Source organism: Streptomyces sp. WAC04114, assembly GCF_019733245.1.
GTDB classification, from domain to species: domain Bacteria; phylum Actinomycetota; class Actinomycetes; order Streptomycetales; family Streptomycetaceae; genus Streptomyces; species Streptomyces massasporeus_A.
The window spans coordinates 1-19,110 of record NZ_JAIGQA010000160.1; the positions used below are offsets into that span (position 1 = coordinate 1).

Consider the following 19,110-nt stretch of genomic DNA (forward strand, 5'->3'; position numbering starts at 1 on the left):
CCCCAGCACCGCACCACCCCACGGCCCGGAGCACCCCATGTCCCGTACGACCCCTCCCCGCGTGAGCGTGATCATCCCCGCGTACAACGCGATGCCGGAACTGACGCGATGCGTCACCTCCGTCATGGAGCAGACGCTCAGTCCGGACGAGATCGAGATCATCGCGGTCGACGACGGCTCGACCGACGGCACCGGAGAAGAACTGGACCGCCTCGCACGGACCCGTTCCGGCATGCAGGTCGTCCATCAGCCGAACAGCGGAGGGGCCGGAGTCCCCCGCAACACCGGCCTGGACAGGGCCGTCGGCGACTACGTCTTCTTCCTCGACTCCGACGACTACCTCGGTCCGGACGCCCTGCGCCGGATGGTCGCCATGGCGGACGAGAACGGCACCGACGTGGTCCTCGGCAAGATGGTGTCGGTCGGCGGGCGAGCCGTGCCGACCGCGGTCTTCTCGCACAACCAGCCCCGGACGGACGTCTTCTCCTCCGCCGCCTACCGCACCCTGGGCTGCTGGAAGCTGTTCCGGCGCTCGCTGATCGAACGGCTGAACCTGAGGTTCCCGCCGTACCGCAACTGCGAGGACAAGCCGTTCACGGCTGCCGCCTACCTCAACGCCGACGGCATCTCCGTGGTCGCCGACTACGACTGCTACTACTCACGCAACCGCCATAATGGCAACAACCTCACTCGTACCGCGGCCGACCTCGTCCACCGCATGGACGGTACCCGGCTGTGCTTCGAAACGGTCGCCCGCTACCTGGAGCCCGGACCGCGCCAGGACCGGATCATGCGCCGCCACGTGGAGTGGGAACTGTGCGGGCCGTTGCGTGCGCTGCTGCCCCGGGAGAGCGAACAGCAGGCACGGGAGTTCTTCTACCCGCAGTTCCGGCACTGGGCGCGGAACTACGTGAGCGACGGTGTCTTCCAGTCGATCGCCCCGCAGGACCGGCTGATCGTCCACCTCCTGCGCGCCGACCGCTTCGAGGACCTCATGACCGTGGCCCGGCACGCCAAGGAGGACGCGGCGCGCGGCCATGTCGTCGACAAGGGCCGCGTCTACTGGGCCCACCCCTTCTTCCGTGACCCCGCGAAGGCCGTCCCGGACGTCTGCTTCGACGTCACGAGCCGCATCCCGGTCCACCACGAACTGGCCGAAGCCGCCTGGACCGGCGACGGTGATGTGCTCCGGCTCTCCGGTCACGCCCGGATCGAGTCCCTCGGCCCCCTCCAGTCCGACACCCGTCTCCTCCTGCGCCCGAGCGGCTTCCGGCACCCGGACATCCAAGTACCCGTGACCGTCGACACGGGCCCGCACCACGGCCAGGACGCCGCGACCGGCTTCACGGCCGATGTGGACCTGGCCACCGTGGACTCGGGCGCCCCGCTCGGCAGCGGCCGCTGGGACCTCTACCTGGACGTCCGCGCCCAGGGGGTGAGCCGAGCCGTGAGGCTCCGGCAGGCCCGCACGGACGCCAGTGGCGAGCGGCACGCTCCACCGCAGCGGGACCTGGCCCCCGGTCCTCGGCCCGGGCACGGCCTCACTACCGCACGCCCCTTCTTCACCCCCCACGGCCACTTCTCCCTGGATCTCCGGGAAGCCGAGGTCGCTCCGGTCTGCCGCGTGACCGGGATCGCCTGGGACACCTCGGCACCCGCCACCCTCGTCGTCGGCGGCCGACTGACCGACGATGCCGCGGGCCGCCCCGTCACCGCCCTGCGCGCCGAAGAGGACGCGGGCTCGGTGCGCGAGGTGCCCCTGGTGTACGCATGCGACGGCAGCCCCGCCTTCACCGCCCGCCTACCGGTGGGGACACTGCGACCAGGACGGTGGACGCTGACCCTCCGCACGGACGACCCGGGCAGCCGCATCCCCGTTCCGCCCGCGAGGGAACTGTCCGGCACCCGGTGGTTTCGCGCGTCCCGTCTCGGCCGCCCCTACTACGCCAAGCCGCTCCCGGGCGGCCGGAGGGGCGCCCTGGTGCTGCGCGTGGCACCGGTCAGGCTGACGGCGGCGGCCCTCCGCCGCGTGAGGGGCATCAGCCGGTGGACGACCGGCTAGCGGATGTGCCGCCCGGCGCGGAGGCCGGTGTACTGGCGGACCGTCTGAAGGAACGCATCTACGCGACGATCACGATGATCGCTGTGGTGGTCGGTCTGTCCTTCGGCGAGGTGAGCGCACTCGGCGCCGTCGCCACGGTCCTGACGACCGCTCTGGGCCTCTGGCTCGCGGCGCTCGTCGCCGACCAGCAGGCCCACCGCACCGTCCACCGGCATCTCGCCACCGGCCCTGAGCTGCGCCGCATGCTGTACGTCAGCAGCCCGCTGCTGTCCTGCGCCGCGGGCCCGTCCGTGCTGATCGCCCTGGCCGCACTGGACGTCCTGACGCTGCACGCCGCGTTGCTGGCGGCGGCGGGCGTGTGCGTGGTCTCCCTCTTCCTGTGGGGCTGCGTGGGCGGGCTGCGCATGGGAGGCGGCGTCCTGGCGGCCCTGGTGGCGGGCCTCGTGGACGCCGCGATCGGTGTGGCCGTCGCCCTGGTGAAAGCGGCCGCCGGGCACTGACCCGCGGGTCAATCCCGTTGCGAGGCGAGCAGCTCCGCGAGTTTGCCGAAACTCTGACTCCAGCCTTCCTCGTGGAGGGCCCGCCGCCGCTCCGAGGTGAAGTCGCCCTGGTCCAGGACCAGTTCTGACCGCGTGGCGTCGATCTCGTGCAGCGACAGTGTCACCACCGTCTCCCGGTCCTCGGGGTCGGGATCCTCCCAGCGGAAGGTGTACGCCAGGCGTTCCGGGGGCTGGACCTCGAGGAACTCGCCGACCAGGTAGAACAGTTCACCTTCCGGGGGCCGCATCGCGATGCGGTAGGCGCCGCCCGGGCGGAGGTCGCTCTCGACGCTCGGGATGGTGAACCCGTCCGGTCCCCACCAGCGGGCCAGTTCCCGGGGATCGGTCAGCTCCCGGAACACGGCCGGGCACGATCCGTCCAGGGCGCGCCGCAGGCGCACTCTCAGCTCGCTGACCTGTGCCATCGCGCTCACCTTCCACCGAATGTGCCGGGAAGGACCGTCATGCCCAGTCTATGGACCCGAGCGGTGAGGAGCCCTGTGGGACGGGGCGACGGCTAGGCGATGCCCAGCCGGTCGGCGACGGTGCCCAGGGCCGTGCCCAGCGGCAGGGACACCCTGGTGAGGGCGTGCTGGTCACCCCGGGTCCGATCCCGGTTGACGATCAGCACCGGCTTGCCTTCCTGCGCCGCCTGGCGGACGAACCGAAGCCCGGACATCACCGTCAGCGAGGAGCCGAGGACCAGCACCGAGGTCGCCGCGCGGACCAGCTCACGGCAGTGCGCGACCCGCTGCGGCGGAACGGTTTCGCCGAAGAACACGACGTCCGGCTTGAGCGTGCCGCCGCACGCCGTACAGGGCACCACGCGAAAGCCCCCGACCTGGTCGTCCGTGAGGTCGGCGTCCCCGTCCGGGTTGATTCCGGCGGCCACGGGTTCGAACGCCGGGTTGGCCTCCTCCAGTCGCTGGGCGAGTTCGTGGCGCGGGCTGAAGGCGCCGCAGGAGAGGCAGCGGACCCGGGTCAGGGTTCCGTGGAGTTCCACGACGTCCTCACTGCCCGCGGCCTGGTGGAGGCCGTCCACGTTCTGGGTGATGACACCCGAGAGCAGACCGTGCCGCCCGAAGGTGGCCACGGCCTGGTGGCCGGCGTTGGGGCGGGCCCGGCCGAAGGTGCGCCAGCCGAGGTGGCTGCGGGCCCAGTACCGTCGTCGGGCCCGGACGTCGGCGGTGAAGTCCTGGTAGGTCATCGGTGTGTGCCGGCTCAGGCTCCCGCCCTCGCCCCGGTAGTCGGGGATGCCCGACTCCGTGGAGATACCCGCTCCGCTGAGCACCAGCACTCCACCGGCGCGCAGCGCATCGACGACGGGCTCCAGATCCGTGGTCGCCGGCGGCAGGTCCCCGGCAGGGGTCCAGCTCAGGGTGGGGCGCATGCGCATGCCGCCAGGGTACGGAACAACGGCCCGTCGGCGGCTCCCGATGCGGTGCGCGGAGCGTTCATCTTCACTTCATCGCAACAGCACGCATGATGTTTTTGCGTTGGGTGGCCGGATCGTTGCAATGAAATCACGGCTTTGTGCCTGCGGAGACTGACTTTGTGCGCAACGGAGCTGTTTCCTGCAACGTGAATGCAACGTAGCTTTCCGGTCACCCGCCACGGCGGCGTCCGGCGGATCGAGGCCCCCGCGCCCAAGAACCGCATCCTCGGCAACTCAGGATCCGTCGAGTTCACCGTCAAGCTCGACGAGGCCAGCAGCGCCCGCCTCACCCTGCTCGCCGACGACATCCTGGGCGGCCCCGCCGAGATCAGCACCCAGAAGGGCGACTTCCGCATCGCCGAAGCCGTGACCGTCCAGGATGTGGAGAACGACAACACCTCCCCGAAGCAGGCGAGTTGGACCGACATGATGCCGGTCGGGGACCCTGGCCGAACTGGGGCCGGGATGGCGGCACATCACCTTCGACCCGCTCGCAACGCGAACATCGACAGCGTGAAGGTCACCGGCAACCACGGTTCGATCTCAAGAAGGGGCGCCCCGGCCGTCGCGGAGGCCGTACGCGAGATCGCCGCCCTCGGCGGTCCCCATCGGACCACCCGTCAACCGGCTTCGCAGCAAAGCCTGGAGAGCTGATATCGGACGGAGACGTTTGGACGGGCGAGATCGGCGCACCCGATGACTTAACAGAATCCTTATACGACGAAGCGGAGACACCATGGGCATCATTGCTTGGATCATCATCGGGCTCCTCGCCGGCGCGATCGCCAAGGCGCTGATGCCGGGCAAGGACCCGGGCGGCATCATCATCACCATGCTGATCGGCATCGTCGGTGGTCTGCTCGGTGGCTGGCTCGGCAAGGTCATCTTTGGTGTGGACTCGATCGACGGGTTCTTCGAGCTGTCCACGTGGATCGCCGCGATCGTCGGCTCCCTCATCCTGCTCGCCCTGTACCGCGTCGTCACCGGCAACCGACGCTCGCACCGTCACGCCTGACCCGACGCAGGCAGACGCCTCCGAGTACACCCAGACAGACCCTGAGGGCGCCCTTCCCATAGGCACGGGAAGGGCGCCCTCAGGGTCTGCTATGCCCTCCGCCACGGGCCGCCCGGCCCACTCGGCGCTCACCCTGGCCGACTTCGCGCCCCACGGGTAGCCAGGACTACCGCGTTGTCAGCAAGGGCTCCGCCACACCCCGAGTTCCGGCTCCTTGCGCATCGACGACAGCCTCAGCCGACGGGACTCGGCACAGAAACTGCTCCGCGGCTCCTTGTACTCCACGTGGAACACCGCCTTGCCCGCAGCGATGAACGGGGAGAGCGCACCGCACTCGTCGTACTGGGCGCACTCCTCGTTGACCGCGAAGTCGAAGTGCCGGACAAGCTGGGGGATTTGAGGAAGGTCGTTCTTCAGCCCCACCGACAGCCCCCGCTCGTGGGCGATGTCCGCGATCATGCGGTTGTACCTGAGCTGGTCACGTGCGGTGAGCGGAAAGCCGGTGTCGTTGCCGTAGCCCTCCACCAGATCGGGCTCCACCGCGTCGAAGCCCTTGCCGCGGCACATGTCGAAGCGGCGTTCCATGATCGGGCGCAGGACGGACAACTGCCGGATGTCCAGCCACCGCTCGCCCGACCACCCGTTGGGCTCGCCGAGAACCGAACGGGGGAAGGCCTTCCGGTCGGGCCGGAAGTCCTCCCACGCCCCCACGTTGACGTAACAGATGACCTTCCTCCCCGCGCGGTGCAGCCGGGCCACGTCCGCGGCGGAGTTCTCGAAGCCGTCGATGTCGTAGACCGGCACGTCTGCCGACGCGTCGACCCTGCCGTCGAGCTGCCACTGCCAGGCGAGACCCGGACGGGGCTTCCACACGGCCCGCGAGGGCGACGCCGTATCGTGCGCCCCGCCGTGCGCCTCCCCGCGCGCGTCGCCGGGCGGCTCGGCGCTGCCGGAACAGCCCGTCAGCGCCACGGCCGTCAACGCGATCAGCAGGGCCGCGCGGGAAAGCCCGCGCCCGCTCATCGGCCGGCCCCGGTGAGCGCCGGAGTCAACTGGGCCCACGGGTTGGGTGGTTCACCCGTCACGGGACCGCAGACCGCCGCCCCGCGCTCGTGCGCCGTGCGAACGGCCAGCGGAACGAGCGCCTCGGGCACGCCGTACACGAGATGGCACAGCCGCTCGGGGGAATGCCGTGCGGCCCACCCCGGCCGACTGAAGGCGGAGACATACGTCGACCAGGGACCTTCGAAGGTGACGGTCAGGTCGGCGAGGCGGGCGTATCCCGGCGCCGGGTGGACGCCAGGGTTGAGGACGACCGTCCCCACGCCCAGCCGACGCAGCGTCCGCACCAGCCGGCGGCAGGCCGGCAGCCCGTCCGCCGTCGCCGTCACCCGGTCCAGGAAACAGCCGTCCGCCGCGTACCACTCGCGGTGCCGACGTATGTCCTCGGTGATCTCCGCGGGGTCGCGCACCCCGTAGTCGGTGTCGACATAGCCCAGCAGCCGCGCCCCCGCCGCCCGCAGCGCACTGGCCGCCGCGGTGAACGCGGGGTCGGGGACCTCGCCCGGACCGCTCGCCGGGTTGAGAACGACACCGTAGGTGCCCGTCGCCGCGGTGATCAGCCGGTGCCAGGCACCCGGGTCCTCGGCCGGATGGACGTACAGCGGGATCAGCAGGCTCACGGCACACGGCCGCCTTCCCACAGGGCCGCCAGCGCGTCGTCGAGGGAGTGCGCCGGACGCCATCCCAGGGCCTCCTCGGCGGCGGAGATGTCCGAACACTGCCACGACACCTGCGCGGAGCGGGCCGAACCCACCGTGCTCTCCTCGATCCGGCCCCGGAAGCCGGCCAGGCCGGCCAGACTCCGCACCAGGTCGCGCACCGGGACGGCCCGGCCCCCGCCGAGGTTGAGGACGGGCGCCAGCGGGCCCGGAGCCGTGGCCGCGAGGACCACCGCCCGCGCCACGTCGCGCACGTCGACGAAGTCGCGGTGGGCGGACAGGTCGCCGAGCCGCAGCACCGCCTCCGGGTCGGGTCCCGCCTCGCGCAGCAGCGCGGCGATCCGGCCGGGCAGCCCGGTGGACGGCGCTCCGGGCCCGACCGGATTGCCCACCCGCAGCACCACCGCGTCCAGGCCGGAGGCGGTCACCGCGACCGTGCCCGCGAGCTTGGTCGCACCGTAGGGGCCGACCGGGCGGGTGGCCGCCGACTCCGTCACCGGCATGTCCGGCGTGCCGGGGCCGTACTCGGCGGCCGAGCCCAAGTGCACCAAACGGGCCGCGGGCGCCGCCTCGCGCAGGGCCGCGCACAGCACCGCGGGACCGCGCGCGTTGACCTCGGCGAGGGTGACGGCGTCGCCGCCGGTCGCGCCCGCGCAGTTGACGACGGTGTCGGGCGCGGCCGACGCGAGGGCCTTCGCCAGTTGCTCCGGGCGGATGCGGGCGAGGTCGACGTCGACATCGGCGGCCGGCGACCGGCCGCCGACGAGGACCTGCGCGCCCGGCAGGGCGCGCAGCCGCTGCGCGACGTGAGCGCCGAGATAGCCGGTGGAGCCCAGGACGAGAATGCGCATGACGTGCTCAGGCTCCCTTGAGCAGAAGCGACTTGCGGGTGGTGAACTCGGCATTGGCCCGGTCGTAGTCGTCCGGGCGGCCGATGTCCAGCCAGTACCCGTCGAACTCGTAGGCGTGCGGCTGGTTCTCGGTCTTGAGCAGGTCGAGCACCAACTCGTCGAAACCGAGCGGGAGTCCGGGCGTGTAGCCGTCGAGGGTGGTGCGGGACAGGCCGTAGACGCCCATGGAGACGCGGTAGTCCATGCTCGGCTTCTCGGTGAACGCGACGACCTTGCTGGAGTCGGTGGTCAGCACCCCGAAGTCGATGTGCACCTTGCGGGCGTACGTCGCGATGGTCAGCGGGGCCCCGGACCCGCGGTGCCGGCGCAGGACGTCGGCGTAGTCGAGGTCGGTGAGGACGTCGCCGTTCATCACCAGGAACGTCTCGGGCAGGCGGTCGCGCAGGTTGAGCAGCGGGCCCATGGTGCCCAGCGGGCTCTCCTCGGTGGCGTAGTCGACGGCCAGGCCCCACTGGGAGCCGTCGCCGACATAGGCGCGGATGATCTCGCCGAGGTGGCCGATGGCGATGGTGCAGCTGGTGAAACCGGCCGTGGACAACTGGCGCAGCACGATCTCCAGGATGGCGTGCTGGTCGCCGATGGGCACGAGCGGCTTGGGCAGCGCGGTGGTGTAGGGCCGCAGCCGGACGCCCTTGCCTCCCGCCAGGATCACTGCGTGCATGGGGCTCCTCCTTCGTGAACGCTTCGTGGACGTGCGCGGACGTGCGCGGTCGTGACGGACGAGATCCGCTGCGCGGGGTCAGATGTTGTAGATGCCGGTCTTGTAGCGGGCGAGGTTGGCCGGGTCGCGGAAGAACTCCACGGTGGCAGCCAGGCCTTCCTCCAGGGTGTGCGCGGGCCGCCAGCCGCTGGCGGCGGCGAGCCGGCTCGCGTCCGCGACCAGCCGCATCACCTCGGAGTTGGCGGGACGGATGCGGGCGGTGTCCTCGCGGACGTCGAGGGCGGTGTCCATCACCTTGCCGATCAGCGCGACCAGGTCGCCGACCGAGATCTCCCCGCCGGTCCCGGCGTTGAAGGTACGGCCGACGACCTGCCCGGCCGGCGCGGTGCCCACGGCGAGGAAGGCCTGCGCGGTGTCCTTGACGAAGGTGAAGTCCCGGGTGGGGCGCAGGTCGCCGAGGGTGATGGTGCGTTCCCCGGCGGCGACCTGCCCGATGACGGTGGGGATGACCGCGCGCATCGACTGGCGCGGCCCGAAGGTGTTGAAGGGCCGCAGCGTGACGACCGGGGTGTCGAAGCTGGCGTGGTAGCTGTCGGCCAGCCGGTCCCCGCCCGCCTTCGAAGCGGCGTACGGGGACTGGGTGTTGATGGGGTGGTCCTCGGTGATGGGCACGGTCTGCGCGGTGCCGTACGTCTCGCTGGTGGAGGTGTGCACCAGCCGGGGCGTGCCGAGTGCGCGCACGGCCTCCAGCACGTTCAGGGTGCCGGTGACGTTGGTGTCCACGTAGCTGTGCGGGGCTTGGTAGGAGTACGGGATCGCGATCAGGGCGGCCAGGTGGTAGGCGGTGTCGGCGCCTTCGAGGAGGCCGCGGACGGAACCGGGGTCACGGACGTCGCCGAGGACGATCTCCACCTGGTCCAGCACGTCCGGGTGCAGGGTCTCCAGCCAGCCGTAGGAAGAGAAGGAGTTGTACTGGGCCATGGCCCTGACCCGGTGTCCGGAGGCGACCAGTGCCTCGGTGAGGTGCGAGCCGATGAAGCCCTCGGCTCCGGTGACGGCGGCGAGCGGTGCGGAGGTCAACTGCGGTGTCCCTTCGGTTGGGTGGGATGCGGGCGGAGAGGGGGGGTGGGGCTCAGGCGTGCGGTGCGGGGCGGCCGAGCAGCCACAGCGCGCACGCCGCCAGACACAGGGCGGCGGCGCCGCAGGCGAGCGGCAGAGCCAGGGCGTCGCCCGGTGGCAGGCGGAACAGGGTGACCGACCCGGCCCCGCCGGCCGCAGCCAGGCAGATCCCGGCCGACGACCAGGCCGCCCCGAACGCCTGGAGCAGCAGCGCGGTCCACAGGACGGCGGCGAGCAGCAGCAGGGCGGCCGGGTCGGCGCCGGTGAGCAGGGCCGCGGGCAGCAGCGGCGCGAGATAGGCGAACAGACAGAAACCGAGGACGCCGGCCGAGCGCAGCAGGAACCCGGTGGGCGTGGCGGTGGCCCGCAGCGCGGCGACCGACAGCCCCCGGTAGCGGTACAGCAGCCATTCCGCCGGCCCCATGCTGAGCGTCAGCACGATCACCGCGTACGGCTCCTCCCGCCCCTCCAACAGCACCAGCACCCCCGCGGCCAGCCCGAACAGGCCGTACGGCAGCGACCACAGCAGCCGCGGCCGGGTCGCGTCGGCGACCGCCGGGACGGCGAGGGCGCCCCGCAGGACCCAGCCGGTGACGCTGAGCGTGGCGAGCAGCGCCAGCAAGGGCAGCCCGGCCCGGAGCGCGGGGCCGGGCTCCCACCACGGCAGGAGGGCGGCACCCGCGAGCAGCGGGCTGAGCGCGGCCAGAAGCAGCCGCTCCCGGCCCAGCACCAGCAGGACACCGGCGGCCGCCAGGTACGCGGACTGCGCGGCCGCCACCAGGGTCACCGGTCCGCCGTCGGCGGGCAGCGCGGCGACCGCCGTGGCCACCATTGCTCCCATGGGCGCGCCGAGCAGGAGAGTACGGCCCGCCTCCCGGCGGCCGGTCGCCATCCGCAGGTGCGCGCGGTGGCCGAGCGCCTGACCCCATGCCCAGGAGACGAGCCCGGCCACGATGAGGGCGGGGGCGTACCCGCTGGCGCTCCATAGCGGCGCGGTCAGCAGGTAGGCGAGCCCCGGCAGGGCGAACAGCACGCCCCGCAGGAGACAGCGCAGGGTGTCGGGGCGCCACGGGTCGGCCGCCGGGGCGGGCTCGGGGAAGGTACGCGGCACCCGCTCGTAGAGGGCGGCGGCCAGGGAGAACAGGTTCGGGTGGCCGTAGCGTTCGTTGATCAGCGAAGCGGACAGTCCCTCCGCCTCCAGCAGCGCCGCCACCTCGTAGGGGTGGACGGCGGGGCCTATGCGGTCGGCGAGTTCGGCGGCGAGTTCACTGACCGCCTCCTCGTCGGGGCCCTGCCGGGGCAGCCGGATGGCGAGCGTGGTGTCGTCCAGGGCCCAGCGCGGCCGGCGGCGCGCCGGGCGGGGGCGGGCCAGCCGGATGGCCAGCGTGTCCTGCTCCGCGCCACCGGGTTCGAGGGACATCGGCCCGCTCACAGGGCGAGGCTTCCGGTGCCGTGGACGACCGGCGCGGACGCTCCGAACGTCGGCACGATCGTCAACTCCCTCCTGGGGTGGGCCAGTTCCAGATAGACGGACCGAAACGTGTCAATGGTCTGCCGGAGGGTGAACTGCTCGATGACCCGCAGTCGGGCCGCCTCACCCATCGCCCTGCGCCGCCCGGGATCCCCCAGCAGCTCCAGCGCCGCCGCGGCCATCGCCGCCGGATCGCGTGGGGGCACCACCAGCCCGGTGTCTCCGACGGCCTCGCGGACACCGCCCACGTCGGTGGAGACGGTGGCCCGGCCGCAGGACATGGCCTCGATCAGGGTGAAGGGAAAGCCCTCGCTGATGCTGGAGAGCATCACGACGTTCCCGGCGGCGTAGGCGTCCTTGATGTCGTCGACGCGTCCTTCGAAGGTGACGGCGTCGGTGTGCCCGAGCTCGGCGGCCAGCGCCTCGCAGCGCTCCCGGTAGGCCTCTCCGCCCCGCGGGGTCCCGCCGAACAGCCGGAGCCGAGCGTGCGGGAGCCGGTCACGGACGAGGGCGAAGGCCCGGATGAGGGTCTCCAGGTCCTTGATGGGGTCGACGCGGCCGGCCCAGCTGAGGGTGGGGGAGTCCGGCTCGGGCCCGGCCGCCGGGAACGCGGCGGGGTCGACGCCGTTGTAGACCGTGCGGATCGACGCCGGGTCGGCGCCGCCCTCCTCCTCCCACAGCCGGTTGTAGCGGTTGCCCGGGGTGATCAGGGCGGCCCGGCGGTAGCTCTCCTGCGCCAGCAGCCGGAAGAACCCGAGGACGACGGCCTTCACCGGCCAGCGGTAGGGCGCGGTGCGGTAGCCGAGGTAGCGCTCGCGCAGATAGACCCCGTGCTCGGTCAACAGCAGGGGGACGCCGTGCTGTTCGAGGGCGGCCAGGCCCGGCAGGACGGCGACCCCGCCGCTCACCGCGTGTGCGACCCCGCTCTCGGGCGCCGGGGCGGCCAGCGGGCGCAGGGCGTGCTCCAGCAGGGCGGTCGCGGTGAGCGCGTCGTGCAGGGTCGGCCGCGCCTCGCGCACGGCGAGACCGGGGCGGTTCCACAGCGCGGTCAGGATCGAGATCGCCCGGTCCGCGCGCAGGAAAGGGCTCAGCGTCCCGTCCGTCGCGGCCCGCGCCAGTGCGTACAGGGCGGGCGCGAACCCGTCCTCGGCACGCGGGTCGAGCAGCGCGGCCAGGAACCGTTCGTAGGCGGCGGCGAGTTGGTTGCGGAACCGGCCCCGGGGCGGGCGGCCCTCGGGCGGGGCGCCCCACATGGGGACGGACAGCACACTGGAGACGTGCGCGGGCAGGTCCCAGACGACCGGCTCACGTCCTGTGCCGGTGACGGCGATGACGTCGAAGGCCAGGTCGGGCATGCCCTGGACGAGCTGGTCGCACCAGACGCTGACGCCTCCGTGGCTGTGCGGGTAGGTGCCTTCGGTGAGCAGGGTGACGCGCGTCGCTCCGGTACGTCGCGCGCCCTGAGGAACGGGCATCGATGTGCTCCACGGCCGAGGTGTGGGGTGGTTCGGGCCGGTCCCGGCCGCCGTGGGGCGGCCGGGACCTTCAGGTCGTGCGCGGATGCGCCGTTCAGCCGTCTGTGGTGCGACCCACCGGGTCGGTGACACCCGCGGGGACACGGGTGTCCGGTGCGGGCTTGGTGGCCGGGGCGGTCTCGGCGGTGGCGTCGGGGGCCGGAGCCACGGCGGAGGCCGGCAGGGTGAGGGCGAGCGGCGCGCCCGTCGAGGGCGTCCAGCCGGACACCGACCCGGCGTAGGCCTCGCCGAAGGCGGCACCGGCCAGCGTGGTTCCGGTGGGCAGGGTCGCGGTGACCGCCAGTCCGTCCGGTGCGTCGACGGTCACCGTTTCGCCGATGCGGTAGGCGGTGATCTCTCCGGCCCTGACTGCGGCCTGCCACTTCGCCCGGCGCTCGAGTTCCGCCCCGATGTCGCGCATCCGCAGGTTCACCACCGGGGTGTCCTCGGAGAACAGTGCCTTGTAGCCGTCCAGGACGCCGTCGAGCACGGGGTAGGCGATGCGGTCCTCGGCCAGGTTCGACTGGTGGATGAAGTGCGGCTTGGGGTCGTTGGCCAGGACGTGCCCGAGGGCGATCTGCGTCTCCAGCGGCACGATGTGGTCGGCATAGCCGGTGGCGGTGTTCAGCGGCGCCGGCAGACACGTGGTGGTGGCCGGGTTGTCCTCGCAGATGCCGCTGCCTCCCTGGGCGCGGCTGGTGTAGAGCCAGTTGTACTCGTCGACCTGCTCGGCCGCCCGGCCCGCGTTGTAGAAGACGTTCATCGGGTAGCGGGGCACGGTCGTGGACGGACCGACCCGGCGCTGACCTGGCTCACGGGAGTTGTCGGAGCCGAGCCAGGCGATGTCGTTGTCGTCGAGGGCGAGCGCCAGGTTGGGGTTGTCCTCGGGCTGCTGCGGCAGCACCTTCATGCCCGAGTGCTCGCCGGTGACCAACTCGCTGTTCACCAGCGGCAGTCCGGCGCTCTGGCCCCAGACCCGGTTGATGGCGATCTCGTCGGAGATGTCGTTGCGGCTCATCCACCGGATGCTGCCGTCGGCGTTGGTCGCGCACTTCCAGGGCACCACGGTCGTGTCCTGCACACAGCCGAGGAAGGGGTGCGAGTAGGTGTGGTTGATCCACCGGAACTCACCCCGGCGTTCGATCAGCCGGTCGGTGAGCGGGTCGGCGCCGTTGTTGTCCTCGCGGTGGTCGACGCTGCCCGCGCCGTTGTAGGCGAAGTCGAAGGTGAACTTCTTGCTGTTCTGCCAGTCGACGGCGTGGTCGACGTCGGCGGGCGTCATCCGGATCGGGTCGGGCGTCGCCGTCGGGTCCGTGCAGTCGACGTCGCCGGGCGTGCAGTTGAGTCGGCTGTTCCAGCGGTCGTCCGCCGCGAACAGGTCGTCCACGTGGACGGCGAAGTAGTTCCGTGAGGCGCCCAGGTGCACACCGCCGGTCATCCACTCCACGATGCCGCGGGCCAGGAGCCGGAACTGCTGCTGGTACTGGTTGTAGACGAAGGTGACGACCAGCTCGCGCCGGCCGTCGTGCCGGTACTCGCCCACCAGCGTGCCCTTGGTCGGCTGCCCGGGGATCGCCGCTTCGACGTACGGGGTGAAGTCGGCCCCCGCCACAGGCTTCGACAGATAGGCGTAACTCTCGCCGATCGCCGGGTCGTTGTCCTCGAAGGGCACCGCCCCGTCGAGATAGCCGAAGGGGCCCGCCTTGCCGGCAGCGGTCACCTCCGCCCGCCTGCCGTCGATGCTGCCGGAGTAGCCGCCGTGGACCGGGTACTGCAGTCCGGCTTCGGGACGCGCGTAGGTGTAGGCGTCGACCTGGGGCACATCGTACGTCTGCTCGTACGCCGCCAGGGCCGCCATCTCGGACGAGCCGGCCGGGAACGGGTTGTCGCTGGGCAGCACCACGGCCTGGAACTTGGCGCGCGGCCTGCCGTCCACGGTGTCCGCGAGGAAGTCTGCGTCGATCACGGTCCGGCCGGACTGTGTGAGGTCGATCCGGGTGTACGGCGTACCCGCCGCGGCCAGTTCGGCGGCTATCGCGTCGGTCGACGGGCCGCCGTCGCTCACCACCAGCACCCGCAGATCGATGCGGGGTTTGGTGTCGGCGTGTGCCGCGCCGGCCGGCAGGCCCAGTGCGGCGATGAGCGCGCCCACCGTGAGCACGGTGGTGCGTGTGGTCCGCTTCATGCGGTGAGGTCCCCTCCCCGTGGCAGGGGTGAGTACTGCTCCGTGGAGCGGACGCACCCCCTTGCGTGTCGCCGGCGTCCCCCTCAGAAGCCAGTTCGTCACGCATCCGTTCGCGTCACATAGTGATGTCTGTGTGGAGATTTCGCGGTCATGTTGCGGAACATGACGGAAAAGCGCAGGTGTCGAACGGGGTGCTTCCGAAAGCGAAATGAGCCATTCCCGGTCGCGTCCGGTCGTCGAAGCAGGTGGGCGCGGGGGCCCGGCATGCTGGTCCGGAGCCTGAGCAACGCACCGGCGGGCCTGTGGGGCCCGCCGGTCGGAGTGCCAGTGGTCCAGACCGGGGCGACTTCCCGGGCATGGAGGCTTTCAGGTCATCGCCGTCGGCTCCGGACGGAGGGTCAGGCGCAGAGCACTCGGGTCACGGGCGTGTACACGGGCCCGCCACTGACGTTCGTGGAGTCGCTGAACTCGGCGTAGAAGTACGAGTAGAAGCCGATGTTGCCGTTGCAGCCGGAGTCGGCGGCGACGTCCAGAGTCAGGGTGACCGTACGGCTCTGACCGGGCGGGATGGTGGCGCCGTAGTTGCCGCCGAGGTTGGCGGGGCCGGTGCCGGCGCACGGGGCGGGGCCGTTGACGGTGGTGAGACTGCACCCGGAGAAGCCGTACTTGAGGTCGGGGCGCTGGGTGGTCAGCCAGGTCGGCTCGATCGTCTGGTACACGAACCAGACGTCGTAGGTGTTGTTGTTCTTGATGGTCATCGACAGCTTGACCGATCCGCCGGGCGTGGTGGTCGCGCTGTCGGTGGCGAAGGTCAGCTCTGCCGGTGCCGGGTCCGCCGCACTCGCGCTGGGGGCCAGGCCGAAGACGGCGAGGGCGAGGGCGAGGACGGCACTGAGGCCGAGACGTCTCATCAGGGGTGATCGCATGGCCTGGGAGGCTAGGCAGGGGCCGGGCGGAGCGTCTGCCCCGAGGGGAAGGCACCGTCGGCCACTCGGCTGGAAGTGCCCATGGCGTGATCGAGGTGTGTCGAAAGTATGGAGGTGCGGCAGAAGTGGCGTTCGCCCAGGCAGTCGGCGCCTGCCGGAAGCCGCCGCGTGGGCGGAACGTGGTCGTCTGCTTCCACAGTGTGAGGAGTTGGCATTGGCGCATATCGGATCCGGCAGGCCTCTCGGGCGCCCGTGATCATCCCTGGATTCTCGGCCATCCGCCGAATTCCGGCCGGTGCGCCACCGGCCCCCGTCGGGCCGTCCCGGGGCCACGCGGCAGCGTGTGGACCCCGACGTCCGCCGCCTGTGCGGGACTCAGTCCGGGCATCTGCCGGGACGCGAGGTGCATGAGCTGCGTCAGGAGCGTGCTCGCCCATCCCTGAGGGAGTGGCGCGTTCGAGGAAGACGTCGACCTCGCGCACGGAAGCGTCCTTGCGGGCGCGGACATCGTCGGCGGCGAGGCGGGAGGCGTAGATCGCGGCGATGAGATCCTCGCGGGAGGCGAAGCGCCGGTAGATGGTACGGCGGGTCCGCGCCCGCCACCGTAGCGATGTTCGCCATGCTCGCCCCGGGGTCGGCGGCGAGCATGCGCGCCCTCGTCGTCAGGACGGCTTCAAGGCTGCGTGCTGCCTCGGCTCTCACTCCACCGAGTCCAGTCACTCCGCGCGGGCCCGATCACCTGTCGAGATGGTGACGGCGTAAGCGGAGTACATGTGCGAGGCTGGTCTCATGGGGACCGATACGGGTAAGAAGGGTGATGCGCCATGAGTGATGTCGAGGAGAGGGCGCTGCTGGCGGGTGGGTGCTTCTGGGGCATGCAGGAGCTGATCCGGTCGCTGCCCGGCGTGATCCGCACCCGGGTCGGCTACAGCGGCGACAACGACAAGCCTCACCCCACCTACCGTGACCACGGACGGCACGCGGAATCGATCGAGATCGTGTTCGACCCGACCGCGACCGACTATCGCGCGATCCTGGAGTACTTCTTCCAGATCCACGACCCGACCACGAGCAACCGGCAGGGCAACGACATCGGCCTGAGCTACCGCTCCGCCATCTTCTACCTCGACGACGAGCAGCGGCGCGTCGCGCAGGACACCATCGCCGACGTCGAGGCGTCCGGCCTGTGGCCGGGGCCGGTGGTGACCGAGGTGGTGCCGGCGGGCCCGTTCTGGGACGCCGAGCCGGAGCACCAGGACTACCTCCAGCGCTATCCGGACGGCTACACCTGCCACTTCCCGCGCCCGAACTGGCGGCTGCCCAGGCGCGGCTAGTCCGGAACGCCGACATGGCCGGGGAGGGTGACACCTTCCCCGGCCATCTGTCGTTTCAGGTGCCTTTTGTGCCGCCGATGGGTCCTGGGTGTCGCCCAGTGACCAGGAGTTCCTCGATATCACCTCGCCGCACGACCGGTCGGTGACCGGGCGCGCGGCCCAGGCTCACCGGCCGACGTGGACCACGCGGTCCCGGCGGGGCGGGCCTCGTTCGAAGCGGGGGCATGGCGTACGACCGTGGTTCACCCGGGCCGGTCAGCCGGGTCTGCCCACCACACTGCGCACCGGGGATGCCGGGGCGGAGGGCACCAGGGTCTCCTCCCAGCCGAACTCCTCCGCCGCCTTCAGATGGGCGTCCGTCTGACGCGCCGGGCAGCGGTCGGCGTCGTAGCCGGGGTGAGCCCCTGGAACTCGCGGTGCGTAGGATCATCACCGATTTGATAGGTGATGCGGGCAGGGTGTTCAGGATGTGATCGGTGATCGGTGATCGGTGATCGGTGATCGGTGATCGGTGATCGGTGATCGGCCCGCCGGGCGCACGGCCGCGGACGCGGGCCACTACACACGACGACGACTCACCCCGGTAGGAGTTGATCTGCGGAAGGTAGCCCAGCGTCCTGTCGACCGACAACGAGCCGGTGCGGGGCCGGAGTTCACCCGCGATCAACTTGAGCAGCGTGCTCTTGCCCGCACCGTCGGGGCGACCCGCTCCGTAGAGAGCTCTGCCCTGGGCAGCCGTGGTCCGGTCGGGCGATATGGTCCGGCTCCGGAACGCACAAAGGCAAGGAGATCTCTCCTTGCCTCTCCTAACTTATAGCGCACCAGGGGGCTTGCGGCAAGGCCCGGGTCTCGGCGCAGAATCATCGGCCGAAGCCACTACCTGCGGAAACGGGGACACGAGGTGCGTGTGTCGGAGATTGAGACGTGCTCGATCAGCGGTGCGGCAGAAGCGGAGGTGTCGCGATGACCGAGCAGTACGTGCTGGATCTTCATGAGGTGGACGAGATGCAGCTCGCGCTCGTCGGCGGCAAGGGCGCGCACCTGGGTGCGCTGGCGCGGATCGACGGCATCCGCGTGCCGGGTGGCTTCTGCGTGACCACACACGCCTTCCGGCAGATCATGGCGCAGGCGCCGTCGGTCGAGGATCTGCTGGATCCGCTGTCATGCCTGAGCCCCGACGACCGCGAGGCGATCGGCACCCTCAGTGCTCAGATTCGCCGGACCATCGAAGGGATCACCATCCCGGTCGATCTCGCGTCGGCGATCACCGGTGCGCTCTCCCGGCTCGGCGAGCAGACCCCCTGTGCCGTTCGGTCCAGCGCGACGGCGGAGGACCTGCCGACGGCATCCTTCGCCGGCCAGCAGGACACCTACCTGAACGTCGTGGGGCCGAGGGAGATCCTCCGGCACGTCAGCCGGTGCTGGGCCTCGCAGTTCACCGAGCGGGCCGTGACCTACCGTCAGCACAACGGCATCGACCACCGTACGGTCGACATGGCCGTGGTCGTCCAGCGGATGGTCTTCCCGCACGCGTCGGGCATCCTCTTCACGGCCGACCCCGTCACGGGCAACCGGAAGGTCGCCACCGTGGACGCCGGCTTCGGTCTCGGCGAAGCCCTGGTCTCCGGCCTGGTGAACCCGGACGTCTTCAAGGTGCGGCACGGCGAAGTCGTCGCGAAGACGATCGCCGCCAAACAGCGCGCCGTCCACGCCCTGCCGGCCGGCGGAACACAGGAAGTGGAGATCGACGCGCAGCAGCGAGAGCAGCCCGCGCTGACGGATGCTCAGGTCGTGCGGCTCGTCCATCTCGGGCGGCGGATCGAGGAACACTTCGGCTGCCCCCAGGACATCGAATGGTGCCTGGTCGACGACGACTTCCAGATCGTCCAGAGCCGGCCCGTCACGACGCTGTTCCCCATCCCCGAGGTCGCCGACCAGGGGAATCGCGTCTACGTCTCCGTCGGTCATCAGCAGATGATGACCGACGCCATGAAGCCCCTCGGGCTGTCCATGTGGAAGCTGATGGCCATGGCGCCGATGACCGAGGCCGGCGGGAGACTGTTCGTCGACGCCACGCGAGCCCTTTCCACACCCTCGGGCCGCGCCGGACTCCTGGACCTCGTGGGGAGGGGCGATCCCCTGACCCGGGACGCTTTGGAGACCGTCCTCGACGCTCTGCAGGAACGCCACCACCTCCGGATAGGGGCGGATCACGTC

17 protein-coding genes are annotated in these 19,110 nt (G+C 71.2%); 6 read left to right on the forward strand and 11 right to left on the reverse strand.

What is annotated here, in order from left to right:
• The coding region (locus K4G64_RS30585) for a glycosyltransferase family 2 protein (protein WP_374206459.1) at positions 1-2,062 on the forward strand (2,062 nt) is incomplete at its 5' end.
• A complete protein-coding gene (locus K4G64_RS30590) occupies positions 2,047-2,562 on the forward strand; it encodes a hypothetical protein (RefSeq protein ID WP_221759185.1) in 516 nt (171 codons plus the stop codon). The genes K4G64_RS30585 and K4G64_RS30590, both read left to right, overlap by 16 nt.
• An 8-nt stretch (positions 2,563-2,570) precedes the next feature.
• Here K4G64_RS30590 and K4G64_RS30595 read toward each other — a convergent pair whose 3' ends face one another.
• Both K4G64_RS30595 and K4G64_RS30600 read right to left on the reverse strand, forming a co-directional pair.
• Positions 2,571-3,026, reverse strand: a complete 456-nt coding sequence (locus K4G64_RS30595) for an SRPBCC domain-containing protein (RefSeq protein WP_221759186.1) — start codon at positions 3,024-3,026, stop codon at positions 2,571-2,573.
• 92 nt (positions 3,027-3,118) lie between these two features.
• Entirely contained in the window at positions 3,119-3,997 is an 879-nt protein-coding gene (locus K4G64_RS30600; RefSeq protein WP_221759187.1) for an NAD-dependent protein deacetylase, read from the reverse strand.
• Positions 3,998-4,186: 189 nt separating this feature from the next.
• Between K4G64_RS30600 and K4G64_RS40640 the strand changes: the two genes are divergently transcribed.
• Together K4G64_RS40640 and K4G64_RS30610 are read left to right on the forward strand one after the other, a co-directional pair.
• Positions 4,187-4,690 carry a hypothetical protein gene (locus K4G64_RS40640; RefSeq protein WP_260461190.1) on the forward strand — a complete coding sequence of 168 codons (504 nt, stop codon included), beginning with the start codon at positions 4,187-4,189 and terminating at the stop codon, positions 4,688-4,690.
• 82 nt (positions 4,691-4,772) lie between these two features.
• On the forward strand, positions 4,773-5,051 hold the full coding sequence (locus tag K4G64_RS30610; protein WP_102908353.1) for a GlsB/YeaQ/YmgE family stress response membrane protein: 279 nt from the start codon (positions 4,773-4,775) through the stop codon (positions 5,049-5,051).
• A 177-nt stretch (positions 5,052-5,228) separates the two neighbouring features.
• Here the strand turns inward: K4G64_RS30610 and K4G64_RS30615 are convergent, their stop codons facing one another.
• From K4G64_RS30615 to K4G64_RS30655, 9 genes are all read right to left on the reverse strand, one after another.
• A complete protein-coding gene (locus K4G64_RS30615; protein ID WP_221759188.1) occupies positions 5,229-6,074 on the reverse strand; it encodes an endo alpha-1,4 polygalactosaminidase in 846 nt (281 codons plus the stop codon).
• Positions 6,071-6,733, reverse strand: a complete 663-nt coding sequence (locus tag K4G64_RS30620) for a spherulation-specific family 4 protein (RefSeq protein ID WP_221759189.1) — start codon at positions 6,731-6,733, stop codon at positions 6,071-6,073. The genes K4G64_RS30615 and K4G64_RS30620 overlap by 4 nt, the downstream gene beginning before the upstream one ends.
• Positions 6,730-7,623, reverse strand: coding sequence for an NAD(P)-dependent oxidoreductase (locus K4G64_RS30625; protein ID WP_221759190.1), 894 nt, complete (start codon positions 7,621-7,623; stop codon positions 6,730-6,732). Before K4G64_RS30625 ends, K4G64_RS30620 begins: the two co-directional genes overlap by 4 nt.
• A 7-nt stretch (positions 7,624-7,630) precedes the next feature.
• On the reverse strand, positions 7,631-8,344 hold the full coding sequence (locus K4G64_RS30630; protein ID WP_221759191.1) for a sugar phosphate nucleotidyltransferase: 714 nt from the start codon (positions 8,342-8,344) through the stop codon (positions 7,631-7,633).
• Between the two features lie 78 nt (positions 8,345-8,422).
• Entirely contained in the window at positions 8,423-9,424 is a 1,002-nt protein-coding gene (locus K4G64_RS30635; protein ID WP_221759192.1) for a GDP-mannose 4,6-dehydratase, read from the reverse strand.
• 52 nt (positions 9,425-9,476) lie between these two features.
• Positions 9,477-10,895 carry a hypothetical protein gene (locus K4G64_RS30640; protein WP_221759193.1) on the reverse strand — a complete coding sequence of 473 codons (1,419 nt, stop codon included), beginning with the start codon at positions 10,893-10,895 and terminating at the stop codon, positions 9,477-9,479.
• On the reverse strand, positions 10,892-12,409 hold the full coding sequence (pelF, locus tag K4G64_RS30645) for a GT4 family glycosyltransferase PelF (protein WP_221759194.1): 1,518 nt from the start codon (positions 12,407-12,409) through the stop codon (positions 10,892-10,894). Before pelF ends, K4G64_RS30640 begins: the two co-directional genes overlap by 4 nt.
• 94 nt (positions 12,410-12,503) lie before the next feature.
• Complete coding sequence (locus tag K4G64_RS30650) at positions 12,504-14,633, reverse strand: hypothetical protein (RefSeq protein WP_221759195.1); 2,130 nt, start codon at positions 14,631-14,633, stop codon at positions 12,504-12,506.
• 398 nt (positions 14,634-15,031) lie between these two features.
• Entirely contained in the window at positions 15,032-15,544 is a 513-nt protein-coding gene (locus tag K4G64_RS30655) for a hypothetical protein (RefSeq protein ID WP_260461193.1), read from the reverse strand.
• A gap of 839 nt (positions 15,545-16,383) precedes the next feature.
• On the opposite strand from K4G64_RS30655, the gene msrA reads away from it, so the two are divergent.
• The gene (gene msrA, locus K4G64_RS30660; RefSeq protein ID WP_190904212.1) at positions 16,384-16,893 is read left to right on the forward strand and encodes a peptide-methionine (S)-S-oxide reductase MsrA; all 510 of its coding nucleotides are present in this window, start codon (positions 16,384-16,386) and stop codon (positions 16,891-16,893) included.
• 963 nt (positions 16,894-17,856) lie between these two features.
• Positions 17,857-19,110, forward strand: a 1,254-nt coding sequence (locus tag K4G64_RS30665; RefSeq protein ID WP_308122535.1) for a PEP/pyruvate-binding domain-containing protein, incomplete at its 3' end; no start/stop codon positions are given.